Source organism: Neoakkermansia glycaniphila (assembly GCF_001683795.1).
In the GTDB taxonomy this organism is placed as follows: domain Bacteria; phylum Verrucomicrobiota; class Verrucomicrobiia; order Verrucomicrobiales; family Akkermansiaceae; genus Akkermansia; species Akkermansia glycaniphila.
Genome location: NZ_LIGX01000023.1, coordinates 55,701 through 72,541 on the forward strand (window position 1 = coordinate 55,701; position 16,841 = coordinate 72,541).

Genomic DNA, 16,841 nt, shown 5'->3' on the forward strand with positions numbered 1-16,841 from the left:
TATCTATCAGATAGATAGGTAAAAAATGATAAAATATGACAAAAAACTCACTTTTATTCACTTTTCTTAAGGATTGGGCTTTACTTTGGCAAAAATATTTGGCAATTTAAATGCGAGGGAGGAACAAGTAATCACCTCAGTGACTATGAGAAACCTCCAAAACAACCCACAACATTAACCACCATGCAAAAGAAAACCATTATCTCGGCAGCACTCGCAGTCGCATCTCTCGCAGGCATCGCCCTCGCAGGATCCGGCAAAACAGTGGTAGTCCCCAATCCGACTCAACCCGTCGCACAGCCGAAGGTTGAAAGCCGTTTCAGCGGAACAGTTCAGGCAGGCTACAAATCGAACTACGATTGCCGCGGCATCGTGGCTTCGCACAGCCTGGTTGAAGGTGACAGCGTAATCCCGGTCGCACTCGACATGAGCTACAGCATCGCAGAAAAGGAAGCCCTCCTCTTCGGCATCAGCTATGACGTACTCACCTCCGGTCACCACCTGTACGGCATGGACGGAGCCTCGTTCCACAACGAAGCCGACATCTATGCCGCTTATCAGCAGAAGGACATGGGCCTCAAGAACCTCACGGCTACCGTCGGATGGAACTTGAACTACGGCGGCCTTCTCGGCAACTATGCCAAGTACGGCAAGGACAAGGCGCACTCCGTCACTCAGGAATTCTTCTTGAACCTGAATTACGACATCGGCGACCACTTCTTCGCCGGCGTCACCACGAGCTACGGCTTCCAGGGCGTCACCGGCTGGTGGTTCCAGCCCTATGTCGGTCACAAGGCAACCCTCTGCGAACGCACTGACATCGTCACCACGCTCGGCATGTCCGCCACGGCCAGCTACTTCAACTCCGAAAACTGGCTCGGCAACGCCAACGGCTCCCAGGCATTCTTCGTGAAGGCCGAACTTCCGACCAAACTCACGGAAAACCTCAGCGTCGTACCGTTCGTCAGCCTCAACTGGCTCGGCAATGGCTCCCTCAAGGCCAACAAGGGCGTTGAAGACGGCTACAAGCCCTACAAGAACTTTGGGGTCGTCGCAGGCGCCAACATCGTTTACAACTTCTAATTGAAGTTCTAGACATTGACTTTCCGGGGTACACGAAAGTGTACCCCGCTTTTTTATGTTCGCTCGAATGCAACACGCAACCTCACAATCCTCCCAAAACGGGCATGCCCCCACCTTCCGCCAAACGGAACAGGCAACAATCAATTGAACAGCTTCGGATAGGAACGCCGAGCCAACGCTTCCGAAAGAGCGCGCACCGTCATGCTATCATGAGCCTGCAGGGCCTGCCGCGCCACATCCTTGCATTCCCAGTAATGCAAATGCCGGATCGCATACCGGATAATCGGCACCATATGCACACCGACGGACACCTCTCGGGCTCCGAGCCCGATCAGCAGCGGCAGCATCGTAATATCGCCGGCCATCTCGCCGCAGATCGACGTCGGCACGCCGTGGCGCTCCCCGGCGGAAATCGTCATATCGATCAACCGGATCACTCCGGGATGCGTCGGGCGGAACATGCGGGCCACACGCGCATTCACCCGGTCCACGGCAATCGTATACTGGGTCAAATCATTCGTACCGATAGAAAAGAAATCGACCTGCTCGGCCAGCACATCGGCGATCATCGCCGCACTAGGCACCTCGATCATCACCCCTACCCGGATATCGTCCCCGTACGGAACACCCTCGTCGCGCAGCTCCTTCTTGCACTCCTCGAAAAGCTCGCGCACCCGGATCACCTCCGTCACGCCGGAAATCATCGGAAACATGATCCCGCAACTGCCTGCAGCCGAAGCACGAAGAATCGCGCGAAGCTGCTCCTTGAAAATGGCCGGGCGGCTCAGCGACACGCGAATGCCGCGCCAGCCCAGGAACGGATTGCTCTCCGGCTCGTCGAGCATCTCGAACGGAAGCTTGTCGCCGCCTGCATCCAGCGTACGGAACACAACCTCATGCGGCGCACAGCCCTTGATCAAATTCGTATAATGCCGGGTCTGCGCCTCCTCGTCCGGCAGCTTCTTCTCGCCCAGCAGGAAAAACTCCGTACGGTACAACCCCACGCCTTCCGCACCCGACGCCTTGATATTCTCGCACTCGTGCGCGAACTCCACATTGGCTGCAAGGCGGATATGGCGGCCGTCCTTCGTCTCCGTCGGCAGATCGCGCATGGCCTCCAACGTCTTGTATGCCTTCTCCTTCTCGATCTGAAGGCGGCTGTATTCATGCTTCGTCTCCTCCGTCGGATTCAGAATCAGCCTGCCCCGATAACCGTCGAGAATGGCCTCCTGCCGCTCCGTCGTATCCAGCACCAGCCGGGAAATGCCAACGATCGCAGGCAAACCGAGCGAACGCGCCAGAATGGCCGTATGGGACACATCGGAACCCGTCTCCGTCGCAAAACCGAGAATACGCTCGCGATCCATGGCTGCCGTATCGGAAGGAGTCAAATCGTAGGCGATCAGAATATGCGTCGCTCCGTCCTCATCATCCTCTTCCTCGGCTTCACCCGATCCGGCATGCTGAGGCAACGGCTGCTGCAAAACGCCTGTCTTCAAATTCTCCAGCACGCGCACCATCACATCCTCCATATCCGACGTACGCGAACGGAGATACGGATCGTCAACGCGCCTCAAACTCTCCAGGAAATTCTGGACGACGGCATAAAAAACGGACTCGATATTCTGAAGGCGCTTTTCCAGCTCCATCCGGACATTCTTCAACAAAGCCTTATCCGCGAGAAACAGAATATGGGCATCGAAAATTGCCGCTTCCTTCTCCCCCGATGCAGTCGCCACACGAACCTTCAGCGATTCGAGCTGCTCCTCCGTCAACCGCAAGGCCTTCTCGAAACGCTCCCACTCTGCCTCCACCTCGGAAGGGTGAATCGCATAATGCTCGGGCGCCATCACGCCGCGTGCCTGAATATGCAAATGCCCCACGGCAATCCCGGGAGAAACGGGAATACCTTCAAGCCTCTGCTCGGCCAGCAACTTGGTCGATTGAATCATGGAACTCGTCAACGGTCCGGCGCTTCGGCATGCCGGAAAGCCGCCCGTTAATCTTCTTCGAACTTGCGGTCGATCAGGTCTCCGAGAACCTCCATCGCCTTCTCTTCGTCAGCACCCGTAATCGTGATCGTAATCTTCGACCCATGACCTACGGCCAACATCATCAGCCCCATAATACTTTTACCATCGACAGCTTCTTCATCCTTCTCCACTGTAATATCGGAGTCGAATTTACTGGCGGCACGCACAAATTGCGCGGCTGGGCGCGCGTGAATGCCGAGCTTGTTCAGAATGGTAAATTCTTTGGTGATCATGCGATTGGTACGTTATGATACTGGGGTTGCAAAGCCATGATACACGAATATCAGAACTTTATCCAGCACTTTTTTCACTCGGTGTCATTCTTGCCCCCTGCGGAGAACTTGCGCATCAGCTGCCTGTTGAACTCTCCGGCCATATCATAACCGACATCCTTCAGATACTGGTCGAGAGCCGCCACTTCGACGAGGCGGGACGTATCGCGCCCCGGCGCCACAGGCAATTCCACATGCAGCACAGGCACGCCGAGAATCGTATAACTCCCGCGCTCCAACCCGAGACGATCCAGATCGGAACCGTCCCCCGACTTGAGAGACACGATCAGATCAAGCCGCTTCTCCTGCCGCAAAGCCTTCATGCCGAAAAGATTCGTCACATTGACAATCCCCAGGCCGCGCACCTCCATATAACCGCGGCTCAACTCGGGGGCAGAACCGATCAACTCCCCGCCCACATTGCGGAGAATCACCACATCGTCCGCCACCAACGAACCTCCGCGCTCAATCAGCCCGAGCGCCGTCTCGCTCTTGCCCACGCCACTCTTCCCCATAATCATCAGGCCGATACCCCTGATATCGAGCATACAGCCGTGCAGCATCGTACTCTCGGCAAACTCCGTCTCCAGAATAATCGTCGCCGCATTCACGAAACGCATCGTCACCAGATCCGTCTTGAACACGCAAATGGCGCATTCGTCCGCCAGCTCGAGAATCTCGGGCGGAGCATCCTCCCCGCGCGCAAAAATGATGCACGGCACCCCGCCCTTGTACATACGCTGCACGCGCGAACGACGGAGCCCCTCGGGCAGCTTGCGAAGATAGGCCACCTCCGCCGCACCGAACACCTGAATCCGCTTATGGGCGAAATAGGCGTAGAACCCGGCGATCGCCAAACCGGGCCGATTGATTGCCGGCTCGTAAATCAACCTCGACAGACCCTTCGGGCTATTGATCAGCGCCAGGCGAAGCACATGCATGTACTTCTCGTAAAAATGCTTCACCGAAACGGATTCGACAACCTTGACGGGACCTTCTTTCATGGCAGTGGGAAATACGGATTCAACGCCCTCAGGGAGCGACGGGCGCAGGCGACGGAACCATCGCCGGCACGGGAGCAGGCACGGCATTGACCGTCAACGGAGATGCGGGAGCCTGCGGAGCAACCGGAGCCGCCTTCCCTGCAGGAACTTTGCCCGGAGTCTTATCTCCGGCATCATGGGACTGCCCCATCCCCGTAAAAACCAGAGCCGCCAGCACACACCCGGCAGCAATCCGGTACCAGCCGAAAATGGACAAACTGTGCTTCTGCAAATAGCCGACCATCCACTTCACCGCAATCATAGCGGACACAAACGCCATGAGAGACCCCATCGCCAGCGGCCACAGACCGAACGTCTCCACCATCAGCGCACCGTGCTTCATGGCATCATAAGCCGTCGCAGCACCGAGTGTCACCAGCCCCAGCAGAAAACTGAACTCCACGGCAGCCGCCACGCTCAACCCTGCCACCATGCCGCCGAGCATCGTCATCAGGCTTCGGCTCGTACCCGGCCACATCGCAATGCACTGCATGAAACCGACCAACAAAGCCTGACCGTAAGACATCTCGTCGAGCCCCTTCCCGGCATTGCCCTGCCCCGTACTATTACGCCACCGTACATACAGCAAAATTACAAGACCGCCGACCACCCACGCCCAGACGACGGGCCACACGCCGAACAAATACTCCTTAATCTCATCGTCGAACGCCAGCCCGATCCCCACCGCCGGCACAAACGCCAGCAGCAAATTGCAGCCCAGCCGCAACCCGGCGGGATTCTTCCCGGCAAACCCTTCCAGCATCCCCTTCACACGGCCGAAATACAGCAAAAGCACCGCCAGAATCGCCCCCCCCTGAATACAAACGGAAAACGCATCCAAGGCAGCCTTGTTCGCCGGATTGTCCAGCCCCAGCAGATACTCCGTGACGATCAAATGCCCCGTCGAACTCACCGGAAGATACTCCGTCAAACCTTCGACAATACCGAGAATAATGGAATCAATCACAGTCATACCGACATTATAGGTAAGTCAAAAAGGAACGACGGTCAACCCAAAACGAAAAAAAACGCTACTGTATGTGCAAAGTATTCACAAAAAGATTGAAGACGGCGGCGAAAAACGGTAAAGTTGCTCATGAACCATGGGATTCACCCATTCAGTTGACCATGCAAATATCTGAATCCAAAAAGAAACAGGGTTTCACTCTCATCGAGCTGCTCGTCGTCATCGCCATCATGGCCATCATGCTGACCCTCATCGCCACGGTACTGCGCAATGCGGGCTCCAGCAGAGGTCTCGCAGGCGGCATCGAACAACTCGACACCATGGTTCGGGAAGCCCGCATGGCTGCCACTGGCAACAACACCTACTCCCGCCTCGTCATCGTCTCCGACCAGGGCGACACGGGGTCGGACTCCAAGCACCTTCGCTACATGACCGTCATGATCCTCGACGACTCCGAAAACAAGGACGTCTATGAAGGTCAGGGAACCGACTCCGGCAACTGGGTCGCCACCAGCCGCGGCACCTTCCTGCCGAAAGGCATCTACTTCAGCCCGAAATACAGCACGCTCCTTGACAAGGAAACGGCAGAATCCTCCGGCGGAGGCGAATCCATCTCCTCCCGCTCCGGCAACTTCCGCATCACAGGTGCAGCCAACAAAAAAGGCTATTACATCGAATTCGACCCGCAGGGCCGCATGACCTTCCCGGGCCAGCCGACCCGCCTCGTCCTCGTCAACGGCGAACGCTCCAAATCCATGGGAGCCGATGAAGGCGTCGTCGCCAAACCGATGGCCAACGGCCGCCCCGTCCAGTCCGGAGGCGTCGTCGTCTGGCCGCACGGCACCACCAGCCGCCTGAAAACGCTGGATCAGACTGCACCGTAATCCTCCCCAACCTCTTCCATTCCTCCTTCCACAACCATGAAAGCGCGCACCTTCCTCAAAAACCGCAAGGGTTTCACCCTGATGGAGACAGTCATCGCCATCGGCATCATCGGCGTCCTTCTTGTCGTCTTCGTCTCCCTCTTCGTTCCAGCCAAGCGCATCGTCCGCACCGCCCTTGCCCAGCAATCGCGGGAACGCATCATCAACACCCTCAAAACGGAAATGGACATCGTCCGAAGCCATGAACAGGCTCCCTCCGATGCCAAACAATCCAGCGAAGGCAAATACACGAGCGCCTTCGACAAAGCCTTCTACTGGATACGCAAAACCAAATCCCCCTCCACCGCCATCGCCATCTTCTCCTACCGGGGAGACCTCAGCCAGCCCCGCCGCAACGACGGCTCGCTCCGCCCCGTCACCGGACAGAAAGACATCCCCGGACAGAACTCCATGCTGGTAAACACCGCCTGCCTGATGGACGACACCGAGCGCATCAGCGACATGAAATATGCCGTCGGCCCAGTCTTCCTCGTCAAACTCACCCAGCTCATCCGTTCCGGCAACGGCACTTACGAAACCGCCAAATCTCCGGGCTCGCTGGGCAACCCGAACACGAAAGGCCAGGGCATCCAGACTCCCGACCGCTACGTGTACGACACCACCAACCCGAAGGAAACCCCGTGGGGCGGCAGCATCATGTGCCGCGCCGAATTCTACCTGCTCACCCCGCCCGATCCCAACCGCGTCAAAAACAAAACATGGGAAGACATGGGCAAACCCTTCATCGAAACCAACCTCCCCTTCCGCCGCTAAACCTTTCTCCGAGCAACAGCCACCATGAAAACCTCCGCATACAAAAAGGCGTCCGGCTTCACCCTCATCGAACTGATGGTCGCCATGGCGATCACCACCATCCTCGTCGTCATCATCGTCACGCTCACGACGCGCGGCATCGAAATCTGGAAAAACATCACGCAGGAAATCTCCACCAGCTCCAAAGCCCAGATCGCCCTGCAAACCATGTGCGACGACCTGCAATGCCTGCAAATACGCAGGGGCAACGACTACGAATGGTTCTACGCCGCCAACGATGAAAAAGTACTCGGCACGGATGGCGGCCCGCAGGGGCTTCGCATCACCAACTCCGCCCAGCTCATCTTCTTCACCTCCTCCATCGACCGCAACAAAGCCGTCGAAAGCGAACAGAAAAACACCAAGGCCGACCTGTACAAGGCACAAGGAGACATCAATGCCGTCGGCTACAGACTCATGTACCGCGACCAGATCCTGAACATCGACGGAAATGCAGGCAAAGGCTTCGCCACCTACTCTCTCTACCGCCAAATCGTCTCCCCCAAGCAAACCTACCAGAACCTGCTGGCCCAGACCGACCTCAAACGCGCCTACAACCGCTACGAAGAAAACGATAAAAAACACTTCCTCGTCGAAAACATCATCGAAATGACCCTCGTCCTCGAAGTGGAATACACCACCGTCAATGGAACGGGCAGCAAAAAACAGCTCCGAAGGGAAATCAAAAGCATCCCCATCATCTCCACCTCCAGCGGAGGTGAAGCCTACAAAAGCGTAGAAGTCTTCGGCGATCGGCTCGCCGTCTCGAAAACGGGAGGCAAAGCCGACTCCGACATGGAACAGGGCCGCATCCTCGCCGCATCTATCACCATGACCGTCGTCTCCGATGAAGGCATGAACATCGTCCAGAACGCCCGCAAGAACGGCCGCACGCCCAATCAGGCGGACTTCTTCCGGAAATACACCAACAGCTACAGCCAGTCCGTCATGCTGCCCACGCCCCAATAATGCATCTACCGCCTGCACAGGAAGGATAGTATGTCAAACGATTGGAACACCGCCGCATGGATGGGCCCCCTGCCCACCCTCACCCTCTGGAAAGACCCTGTCGCCCGCACGGGTTGGGAATGCATGGCCGCCGATGAACTCATGCTCGGCCTCCCCGGCTCCTGGATGCGCATCTACCGATGGGGGCGGCCTACCGTCAGCTTCGGCTGCTTCGACACCTCCGCCGAAGCGTCCCGCCTCTTCCCGGATGCCGGCATCGACTATATACGCCGCTGGACAGGCGGAGGCATTGTCGACCACCGGACGGACATCCCCTTCACCCTCGCCCTCTCGCCGGAAGACAGGCCGGGCCGCCCCACGAGCGCCGTCCTGTACAAATGGATACACGGAGCTCTTGCCGCAGCCATGAAACAATGCGGCGTCGCATGCCGCCTGCTCCCCGCCGATGCGCCTGACGGAGGCCGGGCATGCTTCTCCAGCCCCGTTGCCAGCGACCTCGTCGGCCCCAACGGAGAAAAACTGGCAGGAGGAGGCCAACGCCGCACACCCCTCGGCATCCTGCATCAGGGCAGCATCCAGAACTGCATCCTCCCCGAAGGCTGGGATCTCGCCTTTGCCGAACTCCTCTCCATCCGCTTCACCCTCATCGAAAACGAGGAACCCGCACCGGGATTCCGGAATGCGGTACGCACCCTTGCCGAACAAAAATACGCGAGCGCCGCATGGAATGACGAAACGCACGGGCGGCGCGGCACACACCTTTCTCATTGACATCATGGACGAATCCAAGACCGGTGCATGGCGCAAAAACGCCGCAGCCATCATCGTGGACGCACAAGGCAACATCCTCCTCGGCAAAGATCCCGGCCGCAACCAATACTGGCACTTCCCGCAGGGCGGAGTCATGCGGGGTGAAAACCTTGAGCACACCATTGCGCGCGAAGTATGGGAAGAAGTCGGCATCCGGCCCTCCGAATACAAAATCCTCGCCCACGGCCACGGCTTCCGCTATGCCTACCCTCCCAGCCATCGGCGCAGCGGCCGCTGGATCGGACAGGAACAAACCTACTTCCTCCTCCTGTGCCACAAAATCAAACCGAAATCCGACGTCTCGAGAAGCAACGAATTCTCTGAAACGAAATGGTTTGCACAGTCCGAGATCCGCCCCCAGCTCTTCCCGAAATTCAAACGCAGCGTCGCCAAGCAGGTCCTCAAACACTTCTTTGTCACAAATCAATACTTGCCAAAAACACCCCAACAAAGGCATACTGTCCCCGTCAAACACATCATGGAACTCTCACCGGACATCAGCCGCTATCTCGTCACACCCGGCAAAAAGCTGAAAATGCAGGATTACAGCCCCTCCGACCGTTCCCTCTTCCAGGGTACCAAGGAAGAATCCGCCCTCTTCTTCGACAACCTCAAAACCGAACTCCAGGACCTGCAGAAACGCCTGTATGCCCAGCACAAACACCGCGTACTCGTCATCCTGCAAGGCATGGATGCCAGCGGCAAGGACGGCTGCGTCCGGCAGGTCTTCTCCTGCATGGACCCCCACGGCATGAAAGTCATCTCCTTCAAACGCCCGACCGCGCTTGAACTCGACCACGACTTCCTCTGGCGCGTCCACCCGCAGGTACCGGCCAACGGCGAAGTCGTCGTCTTCAACCGCTCCCATTATGAAGACATCATCGCCGTACGCGTCAAAAAACTCTTCGACGACGCCGTCTGGCAACGGCGCTACAAATACGTCGTCGACTTCGAAGACATGCTCGTCGGCGAAGGAACCACCATCATCAAAATCTTCCTCAACATCTCCAAGGAAGAACAAAAGGAACGCCTCGAATCCCGCCTCAAGGACTCCCAGAAACTCTGGAAATTCGAACCTTCCGACCTCGCAGACCGCGCCATGTGGGATGAATTCCAGACTGCCTATCAGGACCTTCTGGAAAAAACATCCACCGAAGCCGCACCGTGGTACATCATCCCCGGCGACCGCAAATGGTACCGTAACCTCATCGTCGCCAAGCTCCTCGTCGAAAAACTGCGTGCCCTCAACCTCCAGTTCCCCGAGCCGAAAGTCGACCCCTCGGACATCATCGTCCATGACTGACCCAGCCAACACCTTGTCCGGCCCAGACGCCGCACCACCAAGCAGAACCTGCGCGGCGTACCCCGGGCAGGCCATGCCGCCGGATTCCTACTTCAGAGCGAGGCGATAGCTTGCGTCCAGCCGCTCCGCCAACTCCTCGAACGGAACGGAACCGTCCAGACAAAGACTCACCCAGCTCTTCTTATTCATGTGGTAGGCCGGAAAACGGCTGACCCCATCCACATAGCGCTCCAGCTCGCAAGGATCAAGGCGCAGATTGAGCACCTCGACCGGCTCTCCGGAATCGCCGCCCAGCTTCAAACGCGGCACCATCAGAAAAACGGCGTACCATTTCCTGCTGTCGCGGCGGCGCACCACGGCACTCTCCGGTGATCTTCTCCACAAATACTCCAGATCGTCGCCGTAAGACGCCTGCACATATGCTATCAGCCGCTTGGTCAGCTCGTGCTTGAAAACATCCGGCTCGAAACAACATTCCGCCACATGCCACAGCTCCTCCTCGAACTCCTTGCGCAGTTGCCTGTCCATAAACGAAGACGGAGACTTTCGCGCCAAATGCACCATCTCGTTCTCCTTCTCGCCGGAACCACATACCGCCGCGTGGACAGAACCGTCCGCACGAATCTCGACAACCATCTCGAACATGCCGCCCAGCAGCTTCGCCCCATGCGAAAAACCACTCTCTCCCTGTGCGAAACCGAATGGAAGCAGTTGATCCTCACGGAGCTTCCTATCCTTGAAAACGCGCGCGACGGCCTTTTCCAGCCAGCTTGTTCGGGGAGAAGAGCGAAAAAACATGCGACAACGAAGGGAGTAAAAATTCTATTGGGCAACAACCGGATTCCGGCTTATGGTCATCTCATCACATGATCCTTACCTGGAAGCAAACATTTGATGAGCTCACGAAATTATCCTGTCTCCTTGCCCTCAAACCATCATGCCGGACTGCAACCGGGAATCCCCAGAGCCTTCAACTGCTCGCGCGGCTTATCGGGCCAGCACTTGTTGGCCATCGGACTCGCCGGACTCGGATGCAGCAACGTACCGAACACGAACTTCCTCTCCGGCAGCATCGCCGCCACCGCCTCAAGCTGCTTCAGCGCGTAGCCGCCCACTCCCACCAGAACCTCCGGCTGCATCAGCTCGATCAAACGCTTCAGATGCGCACGGCAATCGGCATCCACCTGCTGCACCTGCTCCGCAGGCAATTGGGCGGGCGTAATATTCGCTCCCGATTCACTCATCCAGATCAGCGGACAATAATTCACCACGTAGCACTCCCGGAAAAAATTCTCCGCCGTACCGTACAACTCCTCGAACAGCCCCCAGAGCCTCCTCCCGCTCACCTCCGAACGCGGGCAATCGAACCCCTGCACCGGACGCTTCGGATGGCACGCCGCAGGCGCTCCCACCTTCTCGCGGATATGCAGCCACTCCGTCACCGCCGCCACCTCGCCGAACGGCACACCCGTCTGCGCCATCCCGAACGGCCCCGGATTCATCCCGAGGAACAGCACCCGCTTCGTCGTCGCACCATAACGGCGGATATACGCCTCATGCCCCGCCCATGCGTAATCGAGCGGATTGTAGGTATAAGCCACTGGTGCATCGAAGTGTAGGGCATTCATCTCATCCTTCAGCACGCGGGCGGCGGCCAGCACTTCTTCCACATTGATCTGCATGCGGAAAGCATAGCAAAAGTATGACTTCATGGCGAGAGAAATGAAGTATAAGCTTGCATGGAAGCGCGTTTCCTGTTATCGTCCGCCCGTTAATTTTTTACCAATCGTATTCTCATGAGTGGAATTGCCATTATGACCTCTGGTGGAGATGCTGCCGGGATGAACCCTGCAGTAAAGGCGGCCGTGGAACGCGCCCGCCAACTTGGAATGAAGCCGTTCGTCATCTACGACGGCCTGGAAGGTCTGATCGACGGCAAAATCAAAGCCGCTACCCGTGATCTCACCTGCGAAATGTCGCACCGCGGCGGCACCCTGCTCCGCTCCTCGCGCTCCAAACGCTTCTTCGAGTACAGCTACCGCGAACAGGCGTACAAGCACCTCAAGGACAACAACATCGAACACCTCGTCATTGCAGGCGGCGACGGCTCCTTCCGCGCGCTCAACGACTTCTTCAACGACTTCCAGGTACCCTTTGCAGGCATCCCCGCCACCATCGACAACGACATCGCGGGCACGGACTACTGCCTCGGCGTCGACACCGCGCAGAACATCATCCTCAACTGCATCGACACCATCCGCGACACCGCCCAGTCCCATCACCGCGCCTTCGTCATCGAAACCATGGGGCGCGACTGCGGCTACCTCGCCATGACCGCCGCCATCTGCAGCGGGGCGGACATCCTCGTCGTCCCTGAACTCCCCTACGACCTCGAATCGATCAAAAAGCGTCTCCAGCCGCAAATCGAGGAAGGCGTCGGCTACGTCATCGCCATCGTCGCGGAAGGCACCAAAAAGGCTCAGGAACTCACTGACTGGCTCAGCACCAACACCGGCATGGACACCCGCCTCACCGTCCTCGGCCATATGCAGCGCGGTGGAGCGCCCTCGGCACGAGACCGCCTCATGGGAGCACGCTTCGGCACACGCGCCGTAGAAGCCCTTCATTCCGGCAACATCAACCGCATCATGGTCTATCATGACGGACACCACGGCGAATGCGCCCTCGATCAGGTGGCCGGGCAGAAATACCATGTCAGCCAAAGCATCATCAAACTTTGCGAAGACATGACTCGCTAAGAGTCACCGTCTTCGCCGCACCCCACCCTGCCGCCTCATGAAGGTCATTGCCATTGCCAACCAAAAAGGAGGAGTAGGCAAAACGACTACCTCGATCAACCTGGCGGCAGGCATCGCCCAGAAACGCAAGCGCGTCCTCCTTATCGACCTCGACCCGCAGGCCAACGCCACCAGCGGACTCGGCATCGAAGCCGCCGGACACCAGAGCATCTACCCCGCCCTCATCGGCGAACAATCCATCCTCGAAACCATCGTGGACACGGGGCGCAAAAACCTGCACCTCATCCCCTCCCACATGGACCTCTCGGGCGTTGAAATCGAACTCGCCCAGACCGGCCAGCACCTCACCGCCCTCCGCAACTGCCTCGCCCCCATCCGCGACGCAGGCATGTACGATTTCGTCATCCTCGACACGCCTCCCTCCCTCGGCGTCCTCATGACATCCGCCCTCGCTGCGGCGGACGAAGTACTCACCCCCTTGCAGTGCGAATGGTTCGGCCTCGAAGGCCTCGCCAAAATCCTCTACATCATCACCCAGATCAGCCAGTCCGGAGCCAACCCCGGCCTCACGCTCGGCGGTGTCCTGATGACCATGTACGACGGCCGCACCAACCTCTCGCGCCAGGTCGTCGAACAAGTACGCCAGCACCTCCCGCAGGCAGCCTACCGCACCCTCATCCCCCGTTCCGTCCGCATCGGAGAATCGCCCAGCTTCGGCGAAACCATCTTTGAACACGACCCGAACGGCATCGGCGCCAGCGCCTACCTCTCTGCTGCCGCCGAATTCCTCAAGCGCCACAAATAACCCGCCGTCCTGAGGCGCATCGCACCTCACCCGGCAGCCCTGCCCCAGCGGCACAATCGGCCCGGCGGCCGAACCGCCCCGCCATGCAAACACCGCAGCAACAGAACCTCTTTGACGAACCTGCCGTGCGGGCGGCCCGCATCCTCATCGACGGCGCGTCCGACCTCGTCTTCGACTACGCCATCCCCCCCGGCATCGAAGGCATCCTCCCCGGCTGCCGCGTCGAAATCCCCCTCCGCCACCACACCGCCACGGGAACCGTCCTCGAAATCACCGAGCCGCAGGACACATGGGCGGGCAGCCTCAAACTCATCCGACGCCTCATCGCTCCCGAGCCGCTCATCTCCGCCCCCCTCATGGAAATGGCCCGGTGGGCCTCGCAATACTACGCCGCCCCCATCGAACAATTCATCCGCTGCATCGTCCCCGAACCCGTCCGGCAGGAAAAACACAGCGAAAAAACCCATAAAGTCGTCCGGCTCCTCGCCAAACCCTCGCAGGAAGACGAAACCCGGCTCAACAAACGCGCCCCCCGGCAGGCCTCCATCCTCCACCTCCTTGCCGAAAGCCCGGACCGCACACTCACCCTCAAGGAACTCGGCGGCACCGCAGCCCTCACCCCCTGCCGTGCACTCGAAAAACAGGGCTACCTCACCATCACCGAAGAAGAACAACACCGCGACCCCTCCGCCGGAGAAGACTACCTGCCCACCTCGGCACTCAAACTCAACGAAGAACAGGAACAGGCCCTCAAAGCCGTCGTGGCCGACATCGAACACGCCGACAAAAAACCGATCCTCCTTCAAGGAGTCACCGGATCCGGCAAAACGGAAGTCTACCTCCAGGCCGTCGAACACACCGTCCGGCAGGGAAAATCCGCCCTCATCCTCGTCCCGGAAATCTCCCTCACCCCCCAAACCCTCCAGCGCTTCAAATCCCGATTCTCCTCCCTGCCCGGCTCCGTCGCCATCCTCCACAGCTCCCTCTCGGACGGCGAACGCTTCGACGAATGGCACTCCATCCGCGAAGGCACAGCCCGCATCGCCATCGGCCCCCGCTCAGCCGTCTTCGCCCCCCTGCGCAACCTCGGCCTCATCATCGTCGACGAAGAACACGACGGCTCCTACAAACAGGAAAGCGCCCCCCGCTACCAGGGCCGGGACCTCGCCGTCCTCCGCGCCAAACTCGAAGGAGCCACCGTCGTCCTCGGCTCCGCCACCCCCTCCCTCGAAACCCTCCACAACGCCCGCACCGGCAAATACGCCACCCTGCGCCTCGACCGCCGGGCGGACGGGCAAACCCTGCCCCTCATCCGCATCCTCGACATGCGCACCGAAGCCAAGGACAAAAAATACGCAGGAGTCCTCTCCGAACGCCTCCGCATGGCCATCGACAAACGCCTCGCCCGGGGAGAACAAACCATCCTCCTCCTCAACCGCCGCGGCTTCGCACGCTCCCTCCAGTGCCCGGACTGCGGCCACAACGTCACCTGCGCCCACTGCGCCCTCCCCCTCACCTACCACATCACCGAAGACCGCCTCATCTGCCACCTCTGCGGCTACCGCGCCATCGTCCCCCGCGAATGCCCCGAATGCCGTTCCTCCAACATCCTCCTGCAAGGCTTCGGCACCCAGAAAGTAGAAGCCATCCTCAACCGAGCCTTCCCTCAGGCACGCCTCCAACGCATCGACGCCGACATCTCCCGCCGGAAAAACGCCGTCCGCGACATCCTCGGGCAATTCCGCGCCCGCAAACTCGACATCCTCCTCGGCACCCAAATGATCGCCAAAGGACTCGACTTCCCCGGAGTCACCCTCGTCGGAGTCCTCAATGCCGACCTCGGCCTCTGCATCCCCGACCTCCGCGCCTCCGAACGCACCTTCCAGCTCCTCACGCAGGTCGCCGGACGCGCCGGACGCGGCGACCTCGACGGAGAAGTCATCATCCAGACTTTCACCCCGCACGCCGCCGCCATCCAGTTCGCCCGCCGGCACGACACCGACGGCTTCGCCGATCAGGAACTCGACCTCCGCCGCCAGTTCGAACACCCTCCCTACGTCCACCTCGCCGTCCTCACACTGCGATCGACCAAGGAAGAACTGGCCGAATACTCCATGCACACCCTCTACCGCAGGCTCGTCAAAAACCTTCCGCCGGACATCCTCGTCAGCGAACCCGCTCCCGCCCCCATCCCCAAGGCATACGGGCAATACCGCTTCCAAAGCACCATCAAATCACACTCGGCGCGCCGCATCGCCACCTGCGTCTCGCAGGAAATAGCGGCCATGAACGCGGGAGACGACATCATCATCACCCTAGATATCGACGCCTACTCCTTCATGTAGCCGCCGATTGTTCACTTCCTTCACGCACGCAAAAAACCGCCTCCCGGCCAAGCGGAAGACGGTTCTGAAAAACAACAGGCGGACACCCTGCCCCTAGCGCAGCGCCACGGGCTTATCCAGAATCTCCTTGTACAGCACAGCGGCGCGCAGCGCACGCACGCTTGCCAGATTCAAGCCCGGCACTGGTATGCCCGCAGCGCGAGCAGACTTGTGATGAGCCATCGGCGCAGCGGAAGCCATCTGCTTACCGGCCTGCAACGCCGCGAGCGCAGCACGCTCCGCATCGCTCAAATTCGCCAGAGAAGCGGCAGCGGCCGACTCGGCGGAACCCTTGCGCGAAAAATCCTCCTGCATCGTCGAAGACACCCGCTCCTCAAGCGTCGCCTGCTGCGGCGCCGGGGCATGCCGCACGGGTGCGGGTGCTGCCTTCCGGCGGGGAGCCTGCATCGGCCGGGGCGAAGGCGCAGCCTCCTGAGGCCGGGAATCCATATGCGGCAGAGAAACCGGAGGCACGGATGCCACCGACCTCTCGGCACGCTCCTCGGCGCGGCGGCGGCGGTGCTCCTCCTGCATGCGCTCGCGGAACTCCGCCTCCTCCTTCGCTTTCTTGAACCTCTCGTACAGCTGATACCCGCCCGCAACCAGCAGCAGCACGATAAAGCCCCCGATGGAAGCTCCGCCGCCGTCTGCCAGAATGGGAACAAAATCGAACACGA

General features: G+C 59.3%; 16 protein-coding genes. 9 read left to right on the forward strand and 7 right to left on the reverse strand.

The genetic code is table 11. The annotated features are described in order from the left end of the window. Positions 1-183 precede the first annotated feature (183 nt). The gene (locus tag AC781_RS07215) at positions 184-1,083 is read left to right on the forward strand and encodes a hypothetical protein (protein WP_067775793.1); all 900 of its coding nucleotides are present in this window, start codon (positions 184-186) and stop codon (positions 1,081-1,083) included. Positions 1,084-1,223: 140 nt separating this feature from the next. On the opposite strand, the gene ptsP is transcribed toward AC781_RS07215, so the two are convergent. The 4 genes from ptsP to AC781_RS07235 form a co-directional block, all read right to left on the reverse strand. Continuing rightward, positions 1,224-3,035 carry a phosphoenolpyruvate--protein phosphotransferase gene (ptsP, locus tag AC781_RS07220; protein WP_067775795.1) on the reverse strand — a complete coding sequence of 604 codons (1,812 nt, stop codon included), beginning with the start codon at positions 3,033-3,035 and terminating at the stop codon, positions 1,224-1,226. Positions 3,036-3,082: 47 nt separating this feature from the next. Continuing rightward, complete coding sequence (locus AC781_RS07225; RefSeq protein ID WP_067775798.1) at positions 3,083-3,349, reverse strand: HPr family phosphocarrier protein; 267 nt, start codon at positions 3,347-3,349, stop codon at positions 3,083-3,085. Between the two features lie 74 nt (positions 3,350-3,423). Continuing rightward, positions 3,424-4,392 carry an HPr(Ser) kinase/phosphatase gene (gene hprK / locus AC781_RS07230; RefSeq protein WP_067775801.1) on the reverse strand — a complete coding sequence of 323 codons (969 nt, stop codon included), beginning with the start codon at positions 4,390-4,392 and terminating at the stop codon, positions 3,424-3,426. Between the two features lie 28 nt (positions 4,393-4,420). Next, a complete protein-coding gene (locus AC781_RS07235; protein ID WP_067775804.1) occupies positions 4,421-5,404 on the reverse strand; it encodes an undecaprenyl-diphosphate phosphatase in 984 nt (327 codons plus the stop codon). A 155-nt stretch (positions 5,405-5,559) separates the two neighbouring features. Between AC781_RS07235 and AC781_RS07240 the strand changes: the two genes are divergently transcribed. The 5 genes from AC781_RS07240 to AC781_RS13295 are packed head-to-tail and all read left to right on the forward strand — an operon-like array spanning position 5,560 to position 10,216. Then, positions 5,560-6,282 (forward strand): prepilin-type N-terminal cleavage/methylation domain-containing protein, encoded by a 723-nt coding sequence (locus AC781_RS07240; RefSeq protein ID WP_067775807.1) that lies wholly within the window; start codon positions 5,560-5,562, stop codon positions 6,280-6,282. A gap of 36 nt (positions 6,283-6,318) precedes the next feature. Then, a complete protein-coding gene (locus AC781_RS07245; RefSeq protein WP_067775810.1) occupies positions 6,319-7,095 on the forward strand; it encodes a type II secretion system protein in 777 nt (258 codons plus the stop codon). A 24-nt stretch (positions 7,096-7,119) separates the two neighbouring features. Further along, positions 7,120-8,103, forward strand: coding sequence for a PulJ/GspJ family protein (locus AC781_RS07250; protein ID WP_067775813.1), 984 nt, complete (start codon positions 7,120-7,122; stop codon positions 8,101-8,103). 30 nt (positions 8,104-8,133) lie between these two features. Then, on the forward strand, positions 8,134-8,874 hold the full coding sequence (locus AC781_RS13705) for a lipoyl protein ligase domain-containing protein (protein WP_067775816.1): 741 nt from the start codon (positions 8,134-8,136) through the stop codon (positions 8,872-8,874). A 4-nt stretch (positions 8,875-8,878) separates the two neighbouring features. Then, positions 8,879-10,216, forward strand: coding sequence for a PPK2 family polyphosphate kinase (locus tag AC781_RS13295; RefSeq protein ID WP_172801809.1), 1,338 nt, complete (start codon positions 8,879-8,881; stop codon positions 10,214-10,216). An 87-nt stretch (positions 10,217-10,303) separates the two neighbouring features. Here the strand turns inward: AC781_RS13295 and AC781_RS07265 are convergent, their stop codons facing one another. Together AC781_RS07265 and AC781_RS07270 are read right to left on the reverse strand one after the other, a co-directional pair. Next, entirely contained in the window at positions 10,304-11,014 is a 711-nt protein-coding gene (locus AC781_RS07265; RefSeq protein WP_067775819.1) for an MmcQ/YjbR family DNA-binding protein, read from the reverse strand. A 137-nt stretch (positions 11,015-11,151) separates the two neighbouring features. Then, positions 11,152-11,928: a uracil-DNA glycosylase family protein gene (locus tag AC781_RS07270; protein ID WP_245741028.1), complete on the reverse strand. Its 777-nt coding sequence runs from the start codon at positions 11,926-11,928 to the stop codon at positions 11,152-11,154. A 102-nt stretch (positions 11,929-12,030) separates the two neighbouring features. Between AC781_RS07270 and AC781_RS07275 the strand changes: the two genes are divergently transcribed. From AC781_RS07275 to priA, 3 genes are all read left to right on the forward strand, one after another. Further along, positions 12,031-12,975: a 6-phosphofructokinase gene (locus AC781_RS07275; RefSeq protein ID WP_281491760.1), complete on the forward strand. Its 945-nt coding sequence runs from the start codon at positions 12,031-12,033 to the stop codon at positions 12,973-12,975. A 37-nt stretch (positions 12,976-13,012) separates the two neighbouring features. Next, positions 13,013-13,780 carry a ParA family protein gene (locus AC781_RS07280; RefSeq protein WP_067775825.1) on the forward strand — a complete coding sequence of 256 codons (768 nt, stop codon included), beginning with the start codon at positions 13,013-13,015 and terminating at the stop codon, positions 13,778-13,780. Positions 13,781-13,863: 83 nt separating this feature from the next. Beyond that, entirely contained in the window at positions 13,864-16,125 is a 2,262-nt protein-coding gene (priA, locus tag AC781_RS07285; RefSeq protein ID WP_245741027.1) for a replication restart helicase PriA, read from the forward strand. A 93-nt stretch (positions 16,126-16,218) separates the two neighbouring features. Here priA and AC781_RS07290 read toward each other — a convergent pair whose 3' ends face one another. Beyond that, the gene (locus AC781_RS07290) at positions 16,219-16,839 is read right to left on the reverse strand and encodes a hypothetical protein (RefSeq protein WP_067775831.1); all 621 of its coding nucleotides are present in this window, start codon (positions 16,837-16,839) and stop codon (positions 16,219-16,221) included. Positions 16,840-16,841 lie beyond the last annotated feature (2 nt).